Source organism: Thermococcus sp. ES12 (assembly GCF_012027515.1).
Classification (GTDB): domain Archaea; phylum Methanobacteriota_B; class Thermococci; order Thermococcales; family Thermococcaceae; genus Thermococcus; species Thermococcus barossii.
Window position 1 is genome coordinate 525,892 of record NZ_SNUP01000002.1, and the last position, 18,894, is coordinate 544,785.

At 56.8% G+C, this 18,894-nt stretch carries 18 protein-coding genes; 11 read left to right on the forward strand and 7 right to left on the reverse strand.

Translation table 11 applies throughout. The annotated features are described in order from the left end of the window. From E3E37_RS07645 to E3E37_RS07695, 11 genes are all read left to right on the forward strand, one after another. A complete protein-coding gene (locus tag E3E37_RS07645) occupies positions 1–1,977 on the forward strand; it encodes a V-type ATP synthase subunit I (RefSeq protein WP_167716177.1) in 1,977 nt (658 codons plus the stop codon). Positions 1,978–1,992: 15 nt separating this feature from the next. After that, a complete protein-coding gene (locus E3E37_RS07650) occupies positions 1,993–2,481 on the forward strand; it encodes a V-type ATP synthase subunit K (protein WP_088181426.1) in 489 nt (162 codons plus the stop codon). 40 nt (positions 2,482–2,521) lie between these two features. Further along, positions 2,522–3,133 (forward strand): V-type ATP synthase subunit E, encoded by a 612-nt coding sequence (locus E3E37_RS07655; protein ID WP_167716179.1) that lies wholly within the window; start codon positions 2,522–2,524, stop codon positions 3,131–3,133. A gap of 5 nt (positions 3,134–3,138) precedes the next feature. Beyond that, entirely contained in the window at positions 3,139–4,239 is a 1,101-nt protein-coding gene (locus E3E37_RS07660) for a V-type ATP synthase subunit C (protein ID WP_167716180.1), read from the forward strand. Next, entirely contained in the window at positions 4,236–4,544 is a 309-nt protein-coding gene (locus E3E37_RS07665; protein ID WP_167716182.1) for a V-type ATP synthase subunit F, read from the forward strand. The genes E3E37_RS07660 and E3E37_RS07665 overlap by 4 nt, the downstream gene beginning before the upstream one ends. 6 nt (positions 4,545–4,550) lie before the next feature. Beyond that, positions 4,551–6,308: an ATP synthase subunit A gene (locus E3E37_RS07670; protein WP_088865642.1), complete on the forward strand. Its 1,758-nt coding sequence runs from the start codon at positions 4,551–4,553 to the stop codon at positions 6,306–6,308. A 5-nt stretch (positions 6,309–6,313) separates the two neighbouring features. Beyond that, positions 6,314–7,705, forward strand: a complete 1,392-nt coding sequence (locus E3E37_RS07675; protein WP_088865643.1) for an ATP synthase subunit B — start codon at positions 6,314–6,316, stop codon at positions 7,703–7,705. A 27-nt stretch (positions 7,706–7,732) separates the two neighbouring features. Beyond that, positions 7,733–8,386 (forward strand): V-type ATP synthase subunit D, encoded by a 654-nt coding sequence (locus E3E37_RS07680; protein ID WP_088865644.1) that lies wholly within the window; start codon positions 7,733–7,735, stop codon positions 8,384–8,386. Between the two features lie 48 nt (positions 8,387–8,434). After that, positions 8,435–9,658 (forward strand): DHHA1 domain-containing protein, encoded by a 1,224-nt coding sequence (locus tag E3E37_RS07685; RefSeq protein WP_167716184.1) that lies wholly within the window; start codon positions 8,435–8,437, stop codon positions 9,656–9,658. A gap of 139 nt (positions 9,659–9,797) precedes the next feature. Continuing rightward, the gene (locus E3E37_RS07690; RefSeq protein WP_167716186.1) at positions 9,798–10,817 is read left to right on the forward strand and encodes an ABC transporter permease subunit; all 1,020 of its coding nucleotides are present in this window, start codon (positions 9,798–9,800) and stop codon (positions 10,815–10,817) included. Next, the gene (locus E3E37_RS07695; RefSeq protein ID WP_167716188.1) at positions 10,814–11,995 is read left to right on the forward strand and encodes an ABC transporter permease; all 1,182 of its coding nucleotides are present in this window, start codon (positions 10,814–10,816) and stop codon (positions 11,993–11,995) included. Before E3E37_RS07690 ends, E3E37_RS07695 begins: the two co-directional genes overlap by 4 nt. On the opposite strand, the gene E3E37_RS07700 is transcribed toward E3E37_RS07695, so the two are convergent. From E3E37_RS07700 to E3E37_RS07730, 7 genes are all read right to left on the reverse strand, one after another. After that, positions 11,984–13,240 carry an ABC transporter permease gene (locus E3E37_RS07700; RefSeq protein ID WP_167716190.1) on the reverse strand — a complete coding sequence of 419 codons (1,257 nt, stop codon included), beginning with the start codon at positions 13,238–13,240 and terminating at the stop codon, positions 11,984–11,986. The two genes, E3E37_RS07695 and E3E37_RS07700, sit on opposite strands and share 12 nt — an antisense overlap. Next, positions 13,237–14,304 (reverse strand): ABC transporter permease, encoded by a 1,068-nt coding sequence (locus tag E3E37_RS07705; protein WP_167716192.1) that lies wholly within the window; start codon positions 14,302–14,304, stop codon positions 13,237–13,239. The genes E3E37_RS07700 and E3E37_RS07705 overlap by 4 nt, the downstream gene beginning before the upstream one ends. Positions 14,305–14,446: 142 nt before the next feature. Continuing rightward, positions 14,447–15,271 (reverse strand): 7-cyano-7-deazaguanine synthase, encoded by an 825-nt coding sequence (locus tag E3E37_RS07710; protein ID WP_167716194.1) that lies wholly within the window; start codon positions 15,269–15,271, stop codon positions 14,447–14,449. 32 nt (positions 15,272–15,303) lie between these two features. Continuing rightward, positions 15,304–15,987 carry a hypothetical protein gene (locus E3E37_RS07715; RefSeq protein ID WP_167716196.1) on the reverse strand — a complete coding sequence of 228 codons (684 nt, stop codon included), beginning with the start codon at positions 15,985–15,987 and terminating at the stop codon, positions 15,304–15,306. Between the two features lie 40 nt (positions 15,988–16,027). Continuing rightward, on the reverse strand, positions 16,028–16,933 hold the full coding sequence (locus E3E37_RS07720; protein ID WP_167716198.1) for a radical SAM protein: 906 nt from the start codon (positions 16,931–16,933) through the stop codon (positions 16,028–16,030). A gap of 47 nt (positions 16,934–16,980) precedes the next feature. Further along, on the reverse strand, positions 16,981–17,682 hold the full coding sequence (locus E3E37_RS07725; RefSeq protein WP_088865653.1) for a dihydroorotate dehydrogenase electron transfer subunit: 702 nt from the start codon (positions 17,680–17,682) through the stop codon (positions 16,981–16,983). Further along, entirely contained in the window at positions 17,660–18,892 is a 1,233-nt protein-coding gene (locus E3E37_RS07730) for a dihydroorotase (protein ID WP_167716200.1), read from the reverse strand. The genes E3E37_RS07725 and E3E37_RS07730 overlap by 23 nt, the downstream gene beginning before the upstream one ends. Positions 18,893–18,894 lie beyond the last annotated feature (2 nt).

Below are 18,894 nucleotides of genomic sequence, written 5' to 3' on the forward strand. Positions count from 1 at the left end.
ATGTTCAAGCCTGAAGAGATGGTCAGGATAGAGGTCATCACCCTTAACCGCTACAAGGACAGCCTTCTAACGTACCTCCACGAGAACGGTATGGTTGAAATAAGGGAGCTGAACGTCAAAATAGCCCAGAAGGATTCTCCCAACGAGTATCACAGGAAGGCAGCCTCCTACAGCATAACAATCTCAAGGCTCGCCGACTTTCTGAAGGCCTACCGGAAGTCCAGCGGAGGCGGCATAAAGGAGTTCATCTTCCCCAGGGAGAAGGCGAGGAAGAAGTACCGGTACGAGGGAATCGAGAGGCTGATAAAGGACGTTGAAGACTTCCTAAGCACGGTTGAGCCCGAGATAAAAGCCGTTGAGGGCAAGATAACCGCCACCCAGACTGAAATTGAGAGGATAAAGGGGGACATAGCGATACTGGAGCTCCTCTCGGCGCTCAACCTCGACGTTTCGTACCTCAAATCCACCGACATGCTTGAAATCGTCGTTGGGACCGTGGACAGGAACAAGTTCAAGCCCCTCGTTGAGGAGGTCACTAAGGCCACGGAGAACAGGGCGGTGATAGTCTCGAAGGAGCTGAAGGACAAGGTTCTGGCGGTTTTCGTCTTCCTGAAGAAGGACTACGAGAAGGCCAATCCAATCTTGGCGAAGCACTCCCTCGAAAGGCTGGAGGTTCCAGAGGGCGAGGGAACCCCCAGAGAACTCATAGCGGTCTACGAGGAAAAGCTCCGCGCCAGGAAAGAGGAGCTTGAGAGCGCCAAGAAAGACGCCGAAATGCTGGCTGAGAAGTACTACGAGGACATTGTCTTCTACCAGGAGCTGATGGAGAACGAGCGCGACAAGTCAACCGTGCTCCCCATGCTGGCAAGGACCAACATGACGTTCGCCCTAACGGGATGGCTTCCCAGGGGCGACGTTCCAAAGATACTCGAGGGCATCAAGAGGGTAACCAACGGCACGGCGTACATCAACATCAGGGAGCCGACCGAGGAGGAGCTCGACGAGATACCGATAAAGCTCAAGAACCCCGGCTGGGCCAGGCCGTTCGAGATGCTCACGGAGATGTACGGCGTTCCCAAGTACAACGAGATAGACCCGACGCCGATAATAACATTCACCTACTCCTTCTTCTTCGGCTTCATGCTCACCGACTTCATGTACGGTCTCATAATAGCCATAATAGCGGCCCTCCTTGTCAAGGGACACAAAAAGTTCAACGACGGCACCTACAAGTTCGCCTACACCCTGCTTATAAGCTCGTTCTTCACGATGGCGATGGGAGTTATCTTCGGCAGCTACTTCGGCAACGCCCTTGATCTGGCCGGCTTCACCGTTCCGCGCGTTTGGGACACCTTCCAGGATGCCCTCGTTGTGCTCCAGCTGGCCCTGGCGATAGGCATAGCCCATCTCTTCACAGGCTACACGGTTGGCTTCATAGTTAAGCTCAGGAACGGTGAGACCAAGGATGCAGTACTCGACCAGCTCTCATGGATGCTCATAATACTCGGAATAACCTTCCTGTTCCTCGCGGGCAGGAACCCGTCCCTCGACATGCCCGGCAAGGCTCTCTTTGGAGTCGGCCTGGTGCTCTTCATACTCAGCGAGCTCAAGAACGGAGCACTGGCAGTCCTGCTGGTCATCTCGGACTTCTTCGGCTTCGTGGGTAGCTGGCTCAGCTACGCAAGGCTCATGGCGCTTGCTCTGGCAACGGCGGGAATAGCAATGGTCATCAACATCCTCGTCCAGATGGTCTGGGGCATAAGCATCGGTCCCGTTCCCATAGGCATACTCATAGGTCTCATCCTCTTTGTCGGCGGCCAGCTGTTTTCGGTCGCCATCAACGCCCTCGGAGCGTTCGTCCACTCGCTCCGTCTGCAGTACGTTGAATTTTTCGGGACGTTCTACTCAGGTGAAGGTAAACCCTTCCAGCCCTTCAGGGCAAAAAGAGAAGTTTCCGAGTTGGAATTTGAAGCTTAAGGAGGTGTATGAAAGATGGACCCGATAGTTTACGTATCCCTCGGTGCGGCCCTTGCCGCGGGAATAGCTGGAGCAGCTTCGGCCTTCGGTGTCGGTATAGCCGGTGCCGCAGCCGCCGGAGTCGTCGCCGAGGACGAGAGGAACTTCAAGAACGCCCTCATCCTTGAGGGTCTGCCAATGACCCAGAGTATATACGGCCTCATTACGCTGTTCCTCATTCTGATGGTCTCCGGAATCCTCGGTGGCGGCTTCAAGTTCACCGACCCGACCAACATGGACAACATCGTTAAGAGCGCCATCCTCCTCGGTGCAGGTCTCACGGTTGGCCTCACCGGCCTTTCCGCAATACCGCAGGGAATCATCGCCAGCGCAAGCATCGGTGCCGTCGCCAAGAACCCGAAGACCTTCACCCAGGGAATTATATTCTCCGCCATGGCGGAGACAATGGCCATCTTCGGTCTCGTCGGCGCTCTGATCATGATAGTCACCGGAGTCGGCTTCTGACTCCCAACAAACTTTCTTTATAGGCCAAGGAGGAAGGAGGATGGATGGAGCAGAGCTGATCATTCAGGAGATAAACAGGGAAGCGGAGCAGAAGATACAGTACATACTCAGCGAGGCCCAGAAGGAGGCAGAGAGGATTAAGGAAGAGGCGAGAAAGAGGGCCGAAGCGAGGGCCGAGTGGATACTGAGGAAGGCCCAGACCCAGGCGGAGACCGAAAAGCAGCGCATAATAGCCAACGCCCGCCTTGAGGTCAGGAAGAAGCGCCTTGAGGTTCAGGAAGGACTCATTCAAGAGGTGATAACCGCCCTGAGGGAGAGACTCGCTGAGCTCCCCGAGGAGGAGTACTTCCCGATGCTCATCGATCTCACGGTCAAGGCCCTCGAAGAGCTCGGCGCGGAGAGCGTGGTCGTGCGCTCCAACTTGAAGACGTTAAAGCTCCTTGAGAGCAAGCTCGGGGAATTCAGAAAGACCGTCGCCGCGAGGCTCGGAAGGGACGTGGAGATAAGCCTCGGTGAGCCGATAAGCACCATAGGCGGTGTCTTGGTCGAGACTCCCGACGGGGCGGTGAGGGTGGACAACACCTTTGAGGCCAGAATAGATAGGTTTGAGAGCGAGCTCAGGGCAGAGATAGCCAAGGCTCTCTTCGGGTGAGGTTAATGGAAGCAGGAGCCGTAAGCGGAATCCTCAACACAACGCTGGCGGTCGTATTCGTGTGGGTGGGATACAAGACGGCCAAGATAGTCTGGAAATACACACCCTACTCCTATCCCAACGCCAGAATAAAGGCGATGGAAGCGAAGCTCCTCACGGAACAGAGGTTCAACGAGCTGGCTGAGAGCAGAACCCTGCAGAACTTCGTGGTAAACCTCGAAGACACCGACTACAAGGACTACCTCACCGACGTTTCAGCGTACACCATCGAGGAGATAGAGAGGGCGCTTGAGAAGGCCCTCGCCGGAACCTACGAGCTGATGATTAAGATTCTCCCGAAGAGGGTCAGCCCGTTCTTCGGGCTCATGCTCGAGGAGTGGGACGTCAGGAACATAGCGAGCGTCGTCAAGGCCAAGTTCGCTGGTGATGTTGCCGGCGACTACGTCATGGAGATAGGTCCGATGCTCCCGAAGGTCAGGGCGATGGCAGAGGCAAAGACAATGGAGGAAATCCTCGTAATCCTTGAGGGCACCCCCTACGAGGAACCCTACCAGAGGCTGCTCCTCGGGGAGATATCGCTCCAGGAGTTCGAAACCGAACTATACAGGATGCACTATGGAAAGCTCCTCCGCTACGCCCTGTCGAGGAAGGAGGACGAGCGCGTTATCCTTGAGGAGTTCGTCAGGCTCAAAATAGACAAGACCAACATTCTCACCGTTCTCAGGGCCAAAGCCGCCGGAATGACCGCGGAGGAGATAAGGCCCCTGGTAATTCCTGGTGGGAGCATAAAACTTGACCCGCTCCTCCACGTCGATGACCTGAGCATGGCGCTGGCCGAGTTGGACTCCACCAAGTACGGAAAGGTCATCAGGGACGTCAGGGAAGAGGTCGAGAGGGATCTAAGCGTCCTTGAGAGGGCCCTTGAGAGGCACATACTCGAGAGGATGAACGAGCTCAACAGGTTCTATCCGCTCAGCGTTGCCGCTCCCCTCAGCTACATCCTTCAGAGGGAGAGGGAGGTCAGAAAGCTCAGGGCGATAGCGAAGCTCATCGAGGACGGTGTTCACCCTGAGAGGATAAAGGAACTCGCGGGTGATGTTGCATGAAGATAGCCGTGCTTGGCGATAAGGACACCGCGCTCGGCTTCAGGCTGGCCGGTGCCCACGAGGTTTATTCCTTCGACGATACACCGCTTGATATGGAGAGGCTCCGGAACAAGCTGAAGGAGCTCGTTGAGAGGGACGACATCGGAATAATCCTGATAACCGAGAGATTTGTCCAGAAGGTTGAACTTCCGGAGGTTACGGTTCCAATCATCCTTCAGGTGCCGGACAAGTCCGGCTCCAGGCTCGGTGAAGAGGCCATCAAGGAGATAGTTAGAAGGGCAATTGGTGTTGAGCTTAAGAGGTGAAGGGAAATGGGAAGGATAATTCGCGTTACCGGTCCGCTCGTCGTTGCCGACGGAATGAAGGGCTCCAAGATGTACGAGGTCGTTCGCGTCGGCGAAATGGGACTCATAGGAGAAATAATCCGCCTTGAGGGTGATAGGGCTGTCATCCAGGTCTACGAGGAAACGGCAGGCATAAGGCCGGGCGAGCCGGTTGAGGGAACCGGTGCTTCGCTGAGCGTCGAGCTCGGCCCGGGACTGCTCACCGCGATGTACGACGGAATCCAGAGGCCGCTTGAGGTTCTCAGGGAGCTGAGCGGAGACTTCATAGCGAGGGGTCTCACCGCCCCGGCCCTGCCGAGGGACAAGAAGTGGCACTTCACGCCGAAGGTTAAAGTCGGCGACAGGGTCGTCGGCGGTGACATCCTCGGTGTCGTTCCCGAGACCAGCATCATCGAGCACAGAATCCTCGTCCCGCCATGGGTGGAGGGTGAGATTGTCGAGATCGCCGAGGAGGGCGACTACACCATCGAGGAGGTCATAGCCAAGGTCAAGAAGCCCGATGGAAGCATCGAGGAGCTCAAGATGTACCACCGCTGGCCGGTCCGTGTCAAGAGGCCCTACAAGACCAAGCTCCCGCCGGAGGTTCCGCTCATCACCGGACAGAGAACGATAGACACCTTCTTCAGCCAGGCCAAGGGCGGTACCGCTGCAATTCCGGGCCCCTTCGGTTCGGGCAAGACCGTCACCCAGCACCAGCTGGCCAAGTGGAGCGACGCGCAGGTGGTCGTTTACATCGGCTGCGGTGAGCGCGGTAACGAGATGACCGATGTCCTTGAGGAGTTCCCCAAGCTCAAGGACCCGAAGACTGGAAAGCCCCTCATGGAGAGAACCGTTCTCATCGCTAACACCTCAAACATGCCCGTCGCTGCGCGTGAGGCTTCCATCTACACTGGAATCACCATAGCCGAGTACTTCAGGGACATGGGCTACGACGTGGCTTTGATGGCCGACTCGACGAGCAGGTGGGCGGAAGCGCTCCGTGAGATTTCTGGAAGGCTTGAGGAGATGCCCGGTGAGGAGGGTTACCCGGCCTACCTCGCGAGCAAGATTGCCGAGTTCTACGAGCGTGCCGGTCGCGTCGTCACCCTCGGAAGCGACGAGAGGATAGGCAGTGTCTCCGTCATCGGTGCAGTCTCGCCGCCCGGCGGTGACTTCAGCGAGCCGGTCGTCCAGAACACCCTCCGTGTCGTCAAGGTCTTCTGGGCGCTCGACGCTGACCTCGCGAGAAGGAGGCACTTCCCGGCAATAAACTGGCTCAGGAGCTACTCCCTCTACATCGATGCCATCCAGGACTGGTGGCACGAGAACGTTGACCCAGAATGGAGGAAGATGCGCGACCAGGCAATGGCGCTCCTCCAGAAGGAGGCCGAGCTCCAGGAAATAGTCAGGATCGTCGGTCCCGACGCGCTTCCCGAGAGGGAGAAGGCAGTGCTCATAGTCACGAGGATGCTCCGTGAGGACTTCCTCCAGCAGGATGCGTTTGATGAGGTTGACACCTACTGCCCACCGAAGAAGCAGGTCACCATGATGCGCGTTATACTCAACTTCTACGAGAAGACAATGGAGGCCGTTGACAGGGGAGTCCCGGTTGACGAGATAGCCAAGCTCCCGGTGAGGGAGAAGATAGGCCGTATGAAGTTCGAGCCGGAGATCGAGAAGGTTGCCGCACTCATAGACGAGACCAACGCTCAGTTTGAAGAGCTCTTTAAGAAGTACGGGGCGTGATGCTGATGCCTGGAATGGAGTACTCGACCGTTAGCAAGATTTACGGGCCTCTCATGATAGTCCAGGGGGTCAAGGGCGTCGCCTACGGTGAGGTTGTCGAGATCGAAACTGAAAGCGGTGAGAAGAGAAAGGGCCAGGTGCTTGAGGCCAGAGAGGACATGGCCATAGTCCAGGTCTTCGAGGGAACGCGCGATCTGGACGTCAAGACGACGCGCGTCAGGTTCACCGGAGAGACCCTCAAGGTTCCGGTTTCCATGGACATGCTCGGCAGGGTATTCAACGGCATCGGAAAGCCCATAGACGGCGGGCCCGAGATCATCCCGGAGGACAGGCGCGACGTTCACGGCGCTCCCCTCAACCCGGTCGCGAGAGCCTACCCGAGGGACTTCATCCAGACCGGTGTTTCGGCCATAGACGGCATGAACACCCTCATCCGCGGCCAGAAGCTCCCGATATTCAGCGGTTCGGGTTTGCCACACAACATGCTGGCCGCGCAGATAGCGAGGCAAGCAAAGGTTCTCGGTGAGGAGGAGCAGTTCGCGGTGGTCTTCGCAGCGATGGGTATCACCTACGAAGAGGCCAACTTCTTCAAGAAGAGCTTCGAGGAGACCGGTGCGATAGAGAGGGCAGTCCTGTTCCTCAACCTCGCCGACGACCCGGCAATAGAGAGAATCATCACCCCGCGCATGGCGCTCACGGTTGCGGAGTACCTCGCATTCGACTACGACATGCAGGTGCTTGTCATCCTCACGGACATGACCAACTACGCGGAAGCTCTGCGTGAAATATCGGCCGCCCGTGAAGAGGTTCCAGGCAGGCGCGGTTATCCAGGTTACATGTACACCGACCTGGCTACCATCTACGAGCGTGCCGGCCGTGTCAGGGGCAGGAAGGGAAGCATAACCCAGGTGCCCATCCTAACGATGCCGGACGACGATATTACCCACCCGATTCCAGACCTCACCGGCTACATCACCGAGGGCCAGATAGTCCTCAGCAGGGAGCTTCACAGAAAAGGAATTTACCCGCCGATTGACGTCCTTCCCTCACTCAGCCGTCTGATGAAGGACGGTATCGGTAAGGGAATGACCAGGGAGGACCACCCGCAGCTCAGCCAGCAGCTCTACGCCGCCTACGCCGAGGGGAGGTCGCTTAGAGACCTCGTTGCGGTGGTCGGTGAAGAGGCCCTCAGCGAGACCGACAGGAAGTACCTCAAGTTCGCGGACAGGTTTGAGAGGGAGTTCGTCGCCCAGCGCTACGACGAGGACAGGAGCATCTTCGAGACCCTTGACCTCGGCTGGGAGCTTCTCGCTGAGCTTCCGGAGAGCGAGCTCAAGCGTGTGAGGAAGGAGTACATCCTCAAGTACCACCCCAAGTACAGGAAGAGGGAGGGCTGACCTCCCTTCAACCCTTAGGTGGTCGAGATGGCAGAGCTGCTCAACGTCAAGCCCACCCGTATGGAGCTCCTGAACCTCAAGAGGCGCATCAAGCTGGCCAAGAAGGGCCACAAGCTCCTCAAGGACAAGCAGGACGCCCTCGTCATGGAGTTCTTCACCATATACGACGAGGCCCTTAGCCTGCGCGAGGAGCTGGGTATGAAGATGGCCGAGGCCTTCGCGGCTCTTCAGGCGGCAGAGATAGACGTCGGAACGCTGCGCCTCAGGGAAATAGGCCTCTCCGTCAAGCCCAACAGGGAGGTTGAAATAAAGAGAAGGAACGTGATGGGCGTTCCTGTTCCTCTAATCGAGGCGGAATCCTTCAGGAGGAGCACCAACGAGCGCGGCTACGCACTCGTGTCCAGCTCGGCCAGGGTGGACCTCGCGGCCGAGAAGTTCGAAGAGGTTCTCGATTTAGCCGTCCGCCTGGCCGAGGTGGAGGAGACCCTCAAGAGGCTGGCAAAGGAAATAGAGGTCACCAAGAGGCGCGTCAATGCCCTCGAATACATCATAATCCCGAGGATGGAGGCAACGGTGAAGTTCATCAAGCAGAGGCTGGACGAGATGGAGCGCGAGAACTTCTTCAGGCTGAAGAGGGTCAAGGCCCTGATAGAGGCCAGGGCCCAGGCCGAGGGCTCGTGAGGCAACAAGCCTTTTATCTTCGGCTTCCATTTTTCTTGCGGTGGTGACATGACGGAAAAGCTGTTCTACAAGAACGCCTACCTCTGGGAGGCAGGTGCGACCGTCGAGAGTGTTGAGAGGGCCGGTAGAAAGGTGAGAGTCCTGCTCGACAGGACGATATTCTACCCCGAGGGCGGCGGCCAGCTCTCCGACAGAGGGGTAATAGCCGGCGAGGGCTTCAGGATAATCGTTGAAAAGGTCTACGGCAAGGACGAAATATGGCATGAGGGCAGGCTTGGGGGCCGTCTTCCCGAGCCGGGCGAGCCGGTCAGGCTTCTCCTCGACGCTGAATGGCGCTACGAGAACATGCGCCAGCACACGGGACAGCACATACTGTCGGCGGTCTTCAAGGAGCTCCACGACGCCAACACGACTGGCTTCCAGATATTTGAGGGATACAACAAGATAGAGATTGACTATCCCGGCGAGCTCACGTGGGAGGCAATTCTTGAAGTCGAGAGGAAAGCGAACGCCGTTGTCTGGTCAGACCTCCCGGTGGAGGTGGAGGTTTACGATGAGCTTCCCGAGGAGCTGAGAAGGAAACTCAGAAAGGAGCTATCCGACAAGGTAAAGCCCCCGATAAGGATAGTTTCAATTCCAGGGGTTGACGTCATCCCCTGCGGTGGAACCCACGTGAAAAGTACCCGCGAGGTTGGCCTGATAAAGGTCGTCAACTTCTACCGGAAGAGCAAGAAGCTGTGGAGGGTAGAGTTCGCCTGCGGAAACAGGGCGCTGAAGTACTTGGATGAGCTCATTGCTGATTACTGGCTGAGCCTTGATGAGATGCCCAACAAGAACCGCCCGCTGGCCGAGCGCGTGGGAGAGCTGAAGGCAGAGCTTGAGAAGCTGGAAGGGGAGAAGGACGCCCTCAGAAGGGAGCTGTGGAGATGGAAGGCCAGGGCGCTGCTGAGGGACGCCAAAGAAATCAACGGGATCAGGGTGGTCTCTTACCTTGAGGACGCCCCCATGAAGGACGCCCAGGCGTTCGTCGTCCACCTCGTTGACAAGAATCCGGGGACCATTGCCCTCGTGGCCGGTGAGAACTACGTGATATTCGCCAAGAACAGAGCAGTAGAAGGCATCTCCATGAACGACCTTTTGAGGACCGTTTTATCCAAGGTCGGAGGCGGCGGTGGGGGCAGCAAGGTTCTGGCGAGGGGCGGTGGTTTCAAAGTGTCACGGGAAGAAGTCCTAAACCTCGCCCGCAGGATGGTCATGGATTACATTAAGTGACATCTCCTTTCTATCGTTTTTCAGTTGTAGAACTTATTGCGCAGTGTTTGGTTAATGATAAAACTTTATAAACGTTGTTGGGAATTTTTACCATCATGCGTTAGACAACGTACTCACTCCTTCAGCCGGGGGTGGGGCATTGTCCCTGAGGAGGATAGTAATCAGGTACGCCGTGGTGACGCTGCTGATTGCCTTCGTGCTCGGCTATGCCGTGAAGGGTGTCGTCGAGAAGAGGGCGTACCTTGAGGCCATTGACTTCTTTCAGTACAACCCAAACGCCGGCAAGGTAATAGCCGCGGCGGAAAAGCTGGGTATGGATCCGATGGAGTACTACGTCAGATACATTGCCCCCAGGAACCATCCCGAGCTTGGTATGTCCTCGCTCCACGTGGGTTTGAAGTACATGGCTGCCACCCTAAGGGACCTCTTTCTGTCCTCCGGGGGACATAGTTCGTGGAACTATCTCTATGGAACTGCCACGCCCTCTTGGGGGTACATATACAGAACGTTGCTGTTCCTGCTCCTGGCAGATGTATCGGTCGTTTTTCTTGCACTTCTTCTCTCCTTCAAGGCCGTGAGGAGCGAACGCTTCTACGGCTTCCTTCAGATGGCGGCGAGAACCTTCAACGGAATCCCTGTCTGGTTCTTCGTTGTTCTCTTCTTCCTAATCATAATCTACTCCCCGATTCCCTCAGACCTCGCCAACGGCCTCAAGGGTTCGGGCGTGGAGACCCTCGCTTACTTCATTTTCCCGGTTCTTTCCGTTCTACTGGTGGCGTCATGGGGGCTGGCAGAGGGAATAACGGTGGTAATGAGGGAGGAGTTCGCACAGCCCTACGTTGAGGCAAAGAAGGCCATGGGCCTTCCCGAGAGGAGGGTCAAAAGGCACGTGGTGAGGGCATCCATCGTCCCGGTGCTCCACGTCTGGCTTCAGAACTTCATAGAGATACAGACGCTCATCCTCGTCGTTGACTACCTCTTCAGGCTCAACGGCCTCGGGACTATCCTCGCCTCCGCCCTGGTGATAACCCCCGACAGCGTGTTCTTCTACCCCAAGACGTTCGCCTTCGTGGTCGTTACCCTGGTTCTCCTGAACTTTCTGGTTTCCCTGACCGTGGAGCTACTGGCGATAAAGCTTGAGCCGAGGGGAGTGGCATGAAGAGAAGGCTGGGTGCGCTGATGGTCGCTGCCTTCATGATTTTCACAGCCCTGTCCTACGCCACGCTGGACATGGAGAAGCTCGCCAACTGGGACAACTACCTCTTCTGGGTGGACTACCCGAAGGGGGCCAGGCCGGCGTGGCTCGGCGACTCGGGCTCCGTTGAGTTCAGAGGGGGAATTGAGTACACCGTGACGCAAAAAGCACCGGTTAACCTTATCCTCAGGGGCACCGGGGACGTTTCCATCACGATATTCCGGCCGGACGGCAGGGTGGTTCGTCTGAGTGCGGAGATAAACGGAACCACAAGCGTGAACTCCAACACCGAACTGGCCCTCCAGGCGAGGCGCTTTGCCCTTGAAGTCCTCGGCCTCCGGCGGGAGGACATGGCCTTCCTAACCCCCACACAGGCACTCTTCATGGATGAAAACCGAAACCCCCTCCCCGGAAACTACACCGTCCAGGTGCACCCGGCCGGCATCGAGGCACAGCTAATCGGGGATGCCTACGGCCTGCTTGGAACGGACTACAAGGGCAGGGATCTCTGGGTCGGCTTCGTGGGCTCGACCGTGAACACGCTAATTCTTGCGTTCCTGACAACTGTTCTCGTCATTGTCGTGGGGATAGCCCTTGGGGTCGGGTCTGGTTACTACGAGACGAAGCTCGGCGACGTGATCTCGGTGGTTCTTGAGGCACTCAACGCGGTCCCTTACCTTCCCTTGGCGATAGCGATAATCTTCGTCCTCTCCTCGACGGGCTTTCACGGAAAGCTTGAGATGGGAACCGTTGAACTCGCCTCAATACTCGCCCTCCTGCTGGTGGGCAAGTTCGCCAGCGCCGTCAAGGGCATCGTCATGCATGAGAAGGTTCAGGAGTACATAGAGTCCGCCAGGGCCTTGGGGGCAAGTGACCTCCAGATAATCCTGCGGCACGTGATGAGGGCCGTTCTCCCCTACGCGCTCTCCTACTCCACCCTGCTCTTCGCCCAGATGATAGCGGTTATTTCAATACTCGGCCTCTTCCAGATAATCCCGGGCGTTAACTGGGGCTCCTTCGTGGCGGAAGCCTTTTCCCAGAACGCCATCTACACCCTGTGGTGGTGGCCGCTCTCCCCTTCCATTGCCATAACCCTGCTGAGCGTGGGGCTGACGCTTTTGTCGGGTCCCTCATCTGACTGAGAACTCCTCCTCCATGTGCAGGTTTATCAGCACGAACGCCATGGCAAAGAACGCCAGCGCCACCCCGATGGGCAGGACTATCCACCACGCCATGCTGAAGAGCTGGTTCTCGGTTATCATGCTTCCAAGCAGTGTTCCCCAGTTGAAACCAGGTACGGCCTCAAAGAAGCCCAGCAGGGATACCAGGGCAACGACCTTCGGCATGACTATCGAGAACTGGTAGACGCTGTAGGGTAGAACGGCCCTGGATATGTGGTGCTTCAGTATCCACCATCTCGAACCCCCAAGGCTTACCGCGGACTCAACGTATTCCTTGCTCAGCTCGGTCTCAACGAGCGCCCTGACGTTCCTTGCGATCTTACCGAACAGGAGCAGTCCCATTACGAGGACAAAGCTCCAGAAGGGCACCTCCAGGTGTCCCCCGTAGGTGACCTTACCGGTGATGGGAACCATCATCACCATCACGGGAACCAGGGGCAGTATGGTTGAAAGCTTCGTAAGACCGTCCGTTATTACCCCCACAATGCCCGAAAGGGCGCTCAGAACGCCAAGTGTAGCACCCACAACAACGGCGGTTAGGCCAACGGCGACCACCATGACCATCGTCTCCCGGAGGCCCCAAATGAAACCCTGCCAGATGTCCCTTCCAATTGAGTCCGTTCCGAGAATTCCGTAGGACTTCCCAAGCACCCGAACCTCTGGTTTCCTCTCGGCCGTTATTTCAAGCACGTAGGTGCCCTCCTCAGGGCCATCTTTGCCGATGAATATTGGATCTAAACCTCCCCCAAAGATCAGGTCGGAGTCGGTGTAGTTCAGCCCCCTCTCCTGGGCTATCATCTTCATGGTCACGAACATCATGCCGAGCCTTATTTTGCTCCTTGAGATTCCCCGATACAGCGTGTACTCCCTGCCGTTGGGGAGGGTCAGGTTTATCGTGATCTCCTGGGGGAACTCGCTGTAAACGATTATGTCCTGCGGCGCCTCGGAATAGTGGAAGTTGTACTCGTAGGTGTAAACGTTCCCCTCAATCCTTGAGGGCTCCATGTTCTCGGTTGGAGGGAGATTCTTTCCGAGGAGGTTGATCCACTCCGGAGGCACGAGCTTTGGATTGTCCGACCAGTACATCTTATTGTTCCAATTGTCTATCGCCTCCTTGTTGGCCACGTTTGGCCCCATTACGGCGGCCAGGAGGTAGAACAGGAGTATAGCGGTGGCGATTTTTATCTTGAGGGATACGCGTTTCATCTGCGCCCCTCCCTTCCGGTTCTGGGGTCGAGGTGTATGTAGAGCGACTCCATGACGACCGCGTTTATGAAGTAAAAGAGCATCATCACGAAGGCCGCGAAGAAAACACCGTAGCTGCTGTAATAAAAGGTCACACCGTTCACGCCGTGCCCCATCCTGAACGAGCTTACGAGTATCCAGCCCACGCCGTGAATGTTGAATATAATCTCCACAACGAACGCGCTCATCAGGATTTCCAGGAAGTTGTAAGTAGTAAAGGTGAGGAAAGCTGGCAAAGCCATTCTCAGGAGCTTCCTCATTATCCTTCTGTCAGGCAGGCCCCTCGCCCTGTCGTACAGGACGTGTCCCTCGTTGCTCTCGAACTTGATGAGGTTCCTCACGTTGAAGGCGTACTCCCATATCATTGCAACCACCAACGTCAGAACCGGCAGGAGAAGTCCCATGAGGTACGCCAATGGAAGGGAACCTCCGTTTATTGAAACGTTCCTGAGGTGGCCCTCGAAATCTATCGGGAGGAGGGAAGCTTTCCAGTAAAGCGTGTAGAGAAGTACCACTGCTATGAACCAGGAGGGTATGGCCGAAAACAGCGGGGTAAGGACGGACAAGAATCTATCGGCCCACCCACCCCTGTAGCCGGCCCGGAGGCCCAGATAAAGGCCGAAAGTCAGTATGAACAGCTCCGTGAAGATAACCAGGAGGAGGCTCTTCAGGATGTACGTATAGTACTCGTAGCCGGCCTTGGTCTTCTCGTGGGGATTGGCGAAGAAGTGATACACCACCTCGAGGTGGTCCTTCATGAGTTCCCTCTTACTGGATATTCCCAGAGCCTCCATCGCCATCTCCTTTGCCAGCTGTTCGAGGCTAACGTGCTTTTCTATGACCTTCTTGACGCTCTCCGGAAGGTGGCTGACCATGTCGAGGTAGTCCCCGTAGACATCGCTGTTGTACAGCTCCGCGTTGACGTGTCCGAGCACGGCCAGATAATCAAGAATCAGCACACCGATTACGAACAGGGCCAGGTTTTTAATGAGCACCTTAAGGTACAGATGCCATCTTCCGCTCATCAATACCCCCTGTTTTACGTTGGTGTAAACCTTTAAAAATCTGATGCATATGGGTGTTAACCTTCTAACAACTAATTGACGGAGAAACTTTAAAGCGAGAATCGTAACAATGGGTTCCAGATGGTGCCCTAAAATATCCGCCCTATGGCATCAGGTCTATACCCAGCCGTTCCATCACAAGCCTCCACTGCTCCTCCGGCACGGTGGGCCTTGCGAGCTCCCTCTCCGCTCTCTCCCTGTCCATCAGGCCGTAGCGCACCAGCGCGGCTATCCGCCTCTGCTCGAAGCTGTGGCCGTGCTTCTCCCAGTAGCGCTCAAGGGCCGGCCCGAGGACGAGGCAGTTGGTGGTGTAGCCAGGCAGCTCGGGGAACTCGAAGGGGAGCCTTTCAAGTATCCTAAGCCTCTCCCCCTCGGTCATCATGGAGAGGAGCCGTATCTGAACCACTCCCCCGCTCATGAGCCTGTAGGGGTGGTGGCCGAAGGGAAGCTCGTGCCCGGTGATGATGTACTTATAGCCGTTTTTGAGGGCGTACTTTCTCAGCTTCTCCATTGTCCTCTTGGAGCAGCGCCTGCAGGGCGATTCTGCCTTGAGAAGGGCCTCGCGGAAGATGTCGGAGTAATCGTAGCGAAGAACGGTGAACGGAACGTCCAGCGCCCTGGCTATCCTCCTGGCGTTCTCTATGGCCTCCCCCGCCATCAGCCCGTGGTCTATCATCACCGCCTCCAGCTCCGGGACCTTGAAAACCTCCTTTGCCAGATAGAGAGCCACAACGCTGTCCTTTCCGCCGGAGTAGGCAACTATTGCCCTGTCCACGTCCTTCATAAGCTCCTCCAGCTCGGCGCGGATCCTTTCCCGGTCCACCGGGTGTCTCAGGTAAACCTGGCACTCCCTGCATATCGGCCTTCCGTCGATGATGTCTATCTTCGCCGTCCTCTCGTCGTGAACGCAGAGTGAACACCTTAGCATGATGGGGAGGGAGAAGAAAGCTCTTAAAAGCTTTATCTGGGCAGTTTTGGCACCTTAGACTTGAGCTTCCCCGTGGTGCCCTTCGCCTTCTTCACGGTCTCATCGGTCTTCCTCTTACCCTTCCGGGTGGCGAAGAAGCCGACCGTCGCTATGGCGTTCCTCAGGAGTATTCCGCGGTTGTTCCTGGCTATGAACCAGCCGAAAATGAGGCCAAACGCCAGACCAACCAGCCAGAGCGAGAGGATGAAGGTGTTGGCGCCCATGCCGTTCGGGCTGAGCGTTGCCGAGAGGGCCTTGTAGGCGAGGGCGAAGGCGACGACGAAGACCGTTTCGAGCAGTATCGACAGCTTGGTAGCCGTTCCAACGATGCCGAGTATCCTGCTGTCCTCCGTGTACTTCTCTATGACCCTCTGGTCGTGGAGGCCGTAGACGAGGGTTCTCGTGATGTTTGCCCCGCTCCTGAAGGCGAGGAAGGCGAAAACGGCCGCGCTCCAGCTGGCCCCCCAAGCTTTCCATGCCCCCCAGATTCCAACGGCTATCCAGACGAGGGTGTAGAGCCTCTCGATGCCCTTCTTCTCGTTCTCGGGGATGTCCAGCCTCAGGACCTTTCTCCAGGCCATCCCGGTCAGGCTTCCGAGGGCCCTCATCAGCATCAGGGATAGGTTGATGAAGAGAAACGCCGTCAGGAGGAGGAACGCGAACAGCTCCCTAACCATGTTATCCCCTGGTACGTTAGGGCGTTTGGGGATAAAAGGTTTATTCGGCCTTCTCCCTCTTCATCGCAGGGGCGACGTCTCTGGCCACTCGCCGCGCGCTGAAGAGCGTGAGCGGGTCCATCGTCCGGTACACCGCGAGCTGACAGCCGCTTATGCGGACGTCTATGTACTCCTTCGCCTCCATTGCGACCTTCAGGTAGTACCTTATGCTCTCTGCCCGCTCGAAGTCGAGGCCGGCCTTTTTCAATCGCTCGACGTTCAGCTCGTGAATCGTGAGGGGTTGGAGCATCATCTCGTCTATTCCGAGGGAAGAGGCAAGCTCCGCTATCCTTGGTATGTCCTCGTCGTTTATGCCCGGCATGAAGATGGTCCTCACAGCCGAGCGGACGCTCTTGTCTCTTCCGACTATCCTGAGGGCGTTCACGACGGCATCGAAGGTGTCGGCGTTGGTGATCTTGAGGTGCTTTTCCCTCGTCGATGCATCGAGGCTTATCATCACGAGGTCGAAGTCGAGCTTTTCCCACAGCTCCTCGGTGAGAAGGGAACCGTTCGTCTGGAGGTCGAGCCTCGCCTCCGGAAAGCGCTCGCGGAGCATCCTGTTCACTTCGACTATGCGCGGGCTTATGAGCGGCTCGCCGTACTGTGAAACGGTTATGGCGTATGGCCTCTCCCAGCCGTAGTAGCCGGGCTTTGGGGCCTTTCCGAGCTTCACCGCGACGTTTGAGTAGCAGAATATGCAGTCGTGGTTGCACGCCGGCGTGAGCTCGTAGCTCGGATGGTGAACGGGGTTGGGGTTGCTAAGGTCGAGACCCTGACAGCCCTGACAGTGGGTGGGGAACTTCAGATCCATCACGAACCTCTTTAGAAGTCTCGCCTCCCTGTTCTCAAGAACCTGCGGCTCCACACCCATGCTCCTCGCGAACTCCTCCCAGCTCATCTTCTTCATTCTCTCACCGGCCGGGGGTGGGAAAAGGGGTTTAAAAACCTGATTGGTCAGAACAATCCCCTGAGCTGGAAGCCGTCGAAAACCGGCCCGTCGCGGCAGACGAGGTACTTTCCGAGGTTACAGGAGCCGCAGATACCTATCCCGCACTTCATGTAGCGCTCCGCCGAAACCTGGACGTTCTCGTAGTTCATAACCTCCAGCACCGCTTTGAGCATCGGCTCCGGACCGCAGGCGTAGACCTGGTCAAACTCGCTCTTTCTCTCCGCCAGCACGTCCGTTGGGAAGCCCTCTCTGCCAGCGGAGCCGTCGTCGGTGGTGATTATAACTTCGTCCACGTACTCTTCAATGTCCATCAGCGCAAGCTCCTCCCGGCTTTTCGCACCGTATATCAGGCTCACTCCCTCGAATATCCCCCGGTACTGCCTCGCGAAGGCGTAGAGTGGTGGAATTCCTATGCCGCCGCCGAGGAGCGCTACCTTTTCCCCCTCTGGCTCGAAGCCCCTGCCGTAGGGCCCGCGGATCCAGAGGTGGTCTCCCTCAGCCAGCTCGAAGAGCCTCGACGTGAAGGGGCCAACGCGCTTGACGACTATCAAGTCCCTCCAGGCCAGGCTGAAGGGCTTCTCACCGACTCCCGGAAGCCAGGCCATTATGAACTGTCCGGCGGTAAATTCGAGCCTCTTATCGAAGCGGAAGGCTTTAACGTCCCTGGCAACGTCCCAGACTTCCCTAAGGGTTACCCTTTCCAGCATTTATCCTGACCCCCTCCGGCTTTCCCACGATTTCATCTTCCTCCATCACGATTTTCCCGCGGAGAATCGTCATCACGACCTTCCCCCTTAGCGTTCTTCCCTCCCAGGGGTTCCACTTTGCTTTGGTGTAGAACTCCTCCGGCTTTACCTTCCATTCCCTCTTGAGATCTACCACGGTAAAATCTGCATCCCTCCCGACCTCGAACCCCTTGTTTCTTATTCCAAATGTTCTAATCGGGTTGGTATGCATCTTCTCTACGATGTCCGAAAGCTCAAGCATTCCCCTGTTCACCGCGTCGAGGAGAAGTGCCACCTCCGTTTCTAGCCCCGGTATCCCGGCCGCCCCCGATTCCTTGTCCTCCAGCGTATGGGGTGCGTGGTCGCTCGCTATTATCGGAACCCGCGAGAGGTTCTCCCAGAGGGCCCTCCTGTGCTCCTCGTCCCTCAGCGGAGGATAAACTTTGAGGAGCGGGTTCCCCTCGTAGTCCCTCCTCGTGAGAAACAGATGGTGGGGGGTAACCTCGAAGCTTACCCACGGAAGGTTTCTCCGCAGTATCGCTTCGATTCCGCCGGTGGTTGATACGTGGCAGACGTTGAGGGGCTTTTTCAATTTTTCCGCCACGTTCAGGGCCCTGTTTATTGCCCTTACCTCGGCCTCAGGTGGTCTCTCTGGGTTTGAGGAGATGATCTCGGCGTCCTCCGCGTGGACGCTAACGACGCCCGGAGAGCAGGAGTAGTCCGACTCAAAGTTCTCCGAAAAGATTCCGCCCGTTGATGCACCCATGAATATCTTGTAAAAGTCGGCATTGGCCCTTCTGGCCTCGGTGCAGTTACCGTTCATGAGGAAGCCCAGGGCGTAGTCGGCGTAGGATTTTCTGGCGAAAAGCTCTGCCCGCCTTCGGAAGGTCTCGGAATCAACCACGGGTGGATCCGTGTTGGGCATGTCAAAGACGACCGTTATCCCCCCGTGCAGGGCAGCCATCGTACCGGTTTCCACGGTTTCCTTTCTTCTTTGTTTGAAGTCCCTCAGGTGGACGTGAACGTCTATGAGTCCCGGGAGGATGATGTTCCCACGGCCGATCTTAATCTCTTCTTCTCCTTTTAATTCACCGAGGGATATTCGAGAAATTTTTCCATCAAGAACGCCTACGCTTCCTTCTATCACTTTCCCATCCTTTAAGAGCCGCCCTCTTAAGACGAAGTCGTACATAG

What these genes read in the sequence shown, in the direction of transcription:
- E3E37_RS07645 (WP_167716177.1), top strand. Translation starts at nt 1, where the DNA reads ATGTTCAAGCCTGAAGAGATGGTCAGGATAGAGGTCATCACCCTTAAC.
- E3E37_RS07650 (WP_088181426.1), top strand. Translation starts at nt 1,993, where the DNA reads ATGGACCCGATAGTTTACGTATCCCTCGGTGCGGCCCTTGCCGCGGGA.
- E3E37_RS07655 (WP_167716179.1), top strand. Translation starts at nt 2,522, where the DNA reads ATGGATGGAGCAGAGCTGATCATTCAGGAGATAAACAGGGAAGCGGAG.
- E3E37_RS07660 (WP_167716180.1), top strand. Translation starts at nt 3,139, where the DNA reads ATGGAAGCAGGAGCCGTAAGCGGAATCCTCAACACAACGCTGGCGGTC.
- E3E37_RS07665 (WP_167716182.1), top strand. Translation starts at nt 4,236, where the DNA reads ATGAAGATAGCCGTGCTTGGCGATAAGGACACCGCGCTCGGCTTCAGG.
- E3E37_RS07670 (WP_088865642.1), top strand. Translation starts at nt 4,551, where the DNA reads ATGGGAAGGATAATTCGCGTTACCGGTCCGCTCGTCGTTGCCGACGGA.
- E3E37_RS07675 (WP_088865643.1), top strand. Translation starts at nt 6,314, where the DNA reads ATGCCTGGAATGGAGTACTCGACCGTTAGCAAGATTTACGGGCCTCTC.
- E3E37_RS07680 (WP_088865644.1), top strand. Translation starts at nt 7,733, where the DNA reads ATGGCAGAGCTGCTCAACGTCAAGCCCACCCGTATGGAGCTCCTGAAC.
- E3E37_RS07685 (WP_167716184.1), top strand. Translation starts at nt 8,435, where the DNA reads ATGACGGAAAAGCTGTTCTACAAGAACGCCTACCTCTGGGAGGCAGGT.
- E3E37_RS07695 (WP_167716188.1), top strand. Translation starts at nt 10,814, where the DNA reads ATGAAGAGAAGGCTGGGTGCGCTGATGGTCGCTGCCTTCATGATTTTC.
- E3E37_RS07700 (WP_167716190.1), bottom strand. Translation starts at nt 13,240, where the DNA reads ATGAAACGCGTATCCCTCAAGATAAAAATCGCCACCGCTATACTCCTG.
- E3E37_RS07705 (WP_167716192.1), bottom strand. Translation starts at nt 14,304, where the DNA reads ATGAGCGGAAGATGGCATCTGTACCTTAAGGTGCTCATTAAAAACCTG.
- E3E37_RS07710 (WP_167716194.1), bottom strand. Translation starts at nt 15,271, where the DNA reads ATGCTAAGGTGTTCACTCTGCGTTCACGACGAGAGGACGGCGAAGATA.
- E3E37_RS07715 (WP_167716196.1), bottom strand. Translation starts at nt 15,987, where the DNA reads ATGGTTAGGGAGCTGTTCGCGTTCCTCCTCCTGACGGCGTTTCTCTTC.
- E3E37_RS07720 (WP_167716198.1), bottom strand. Translation starts at nt 16,933, where the DNA reads ATGAAGAAGATGAGCTGGGAGGAGTTCGCGAGGAGCATGGGTGTGGAG.
- E3E37_RS07725 (WP_088865653.1), bottom strand. Translation starts at nt 17,682, where the DNA reads ATGCTGGAAAGGGTAACCCTTAGGGAAGTCTGGGACGTTGCCAGGGAC.
- E3E37_RS07730 (WP_167716200.1), bottom strand. Translation starts at nt 18,892, where the DNA reads ATGTACGACTTCGTCTTAAGAGGGCGGCTCTTAAAGGATGGGAAAGTG.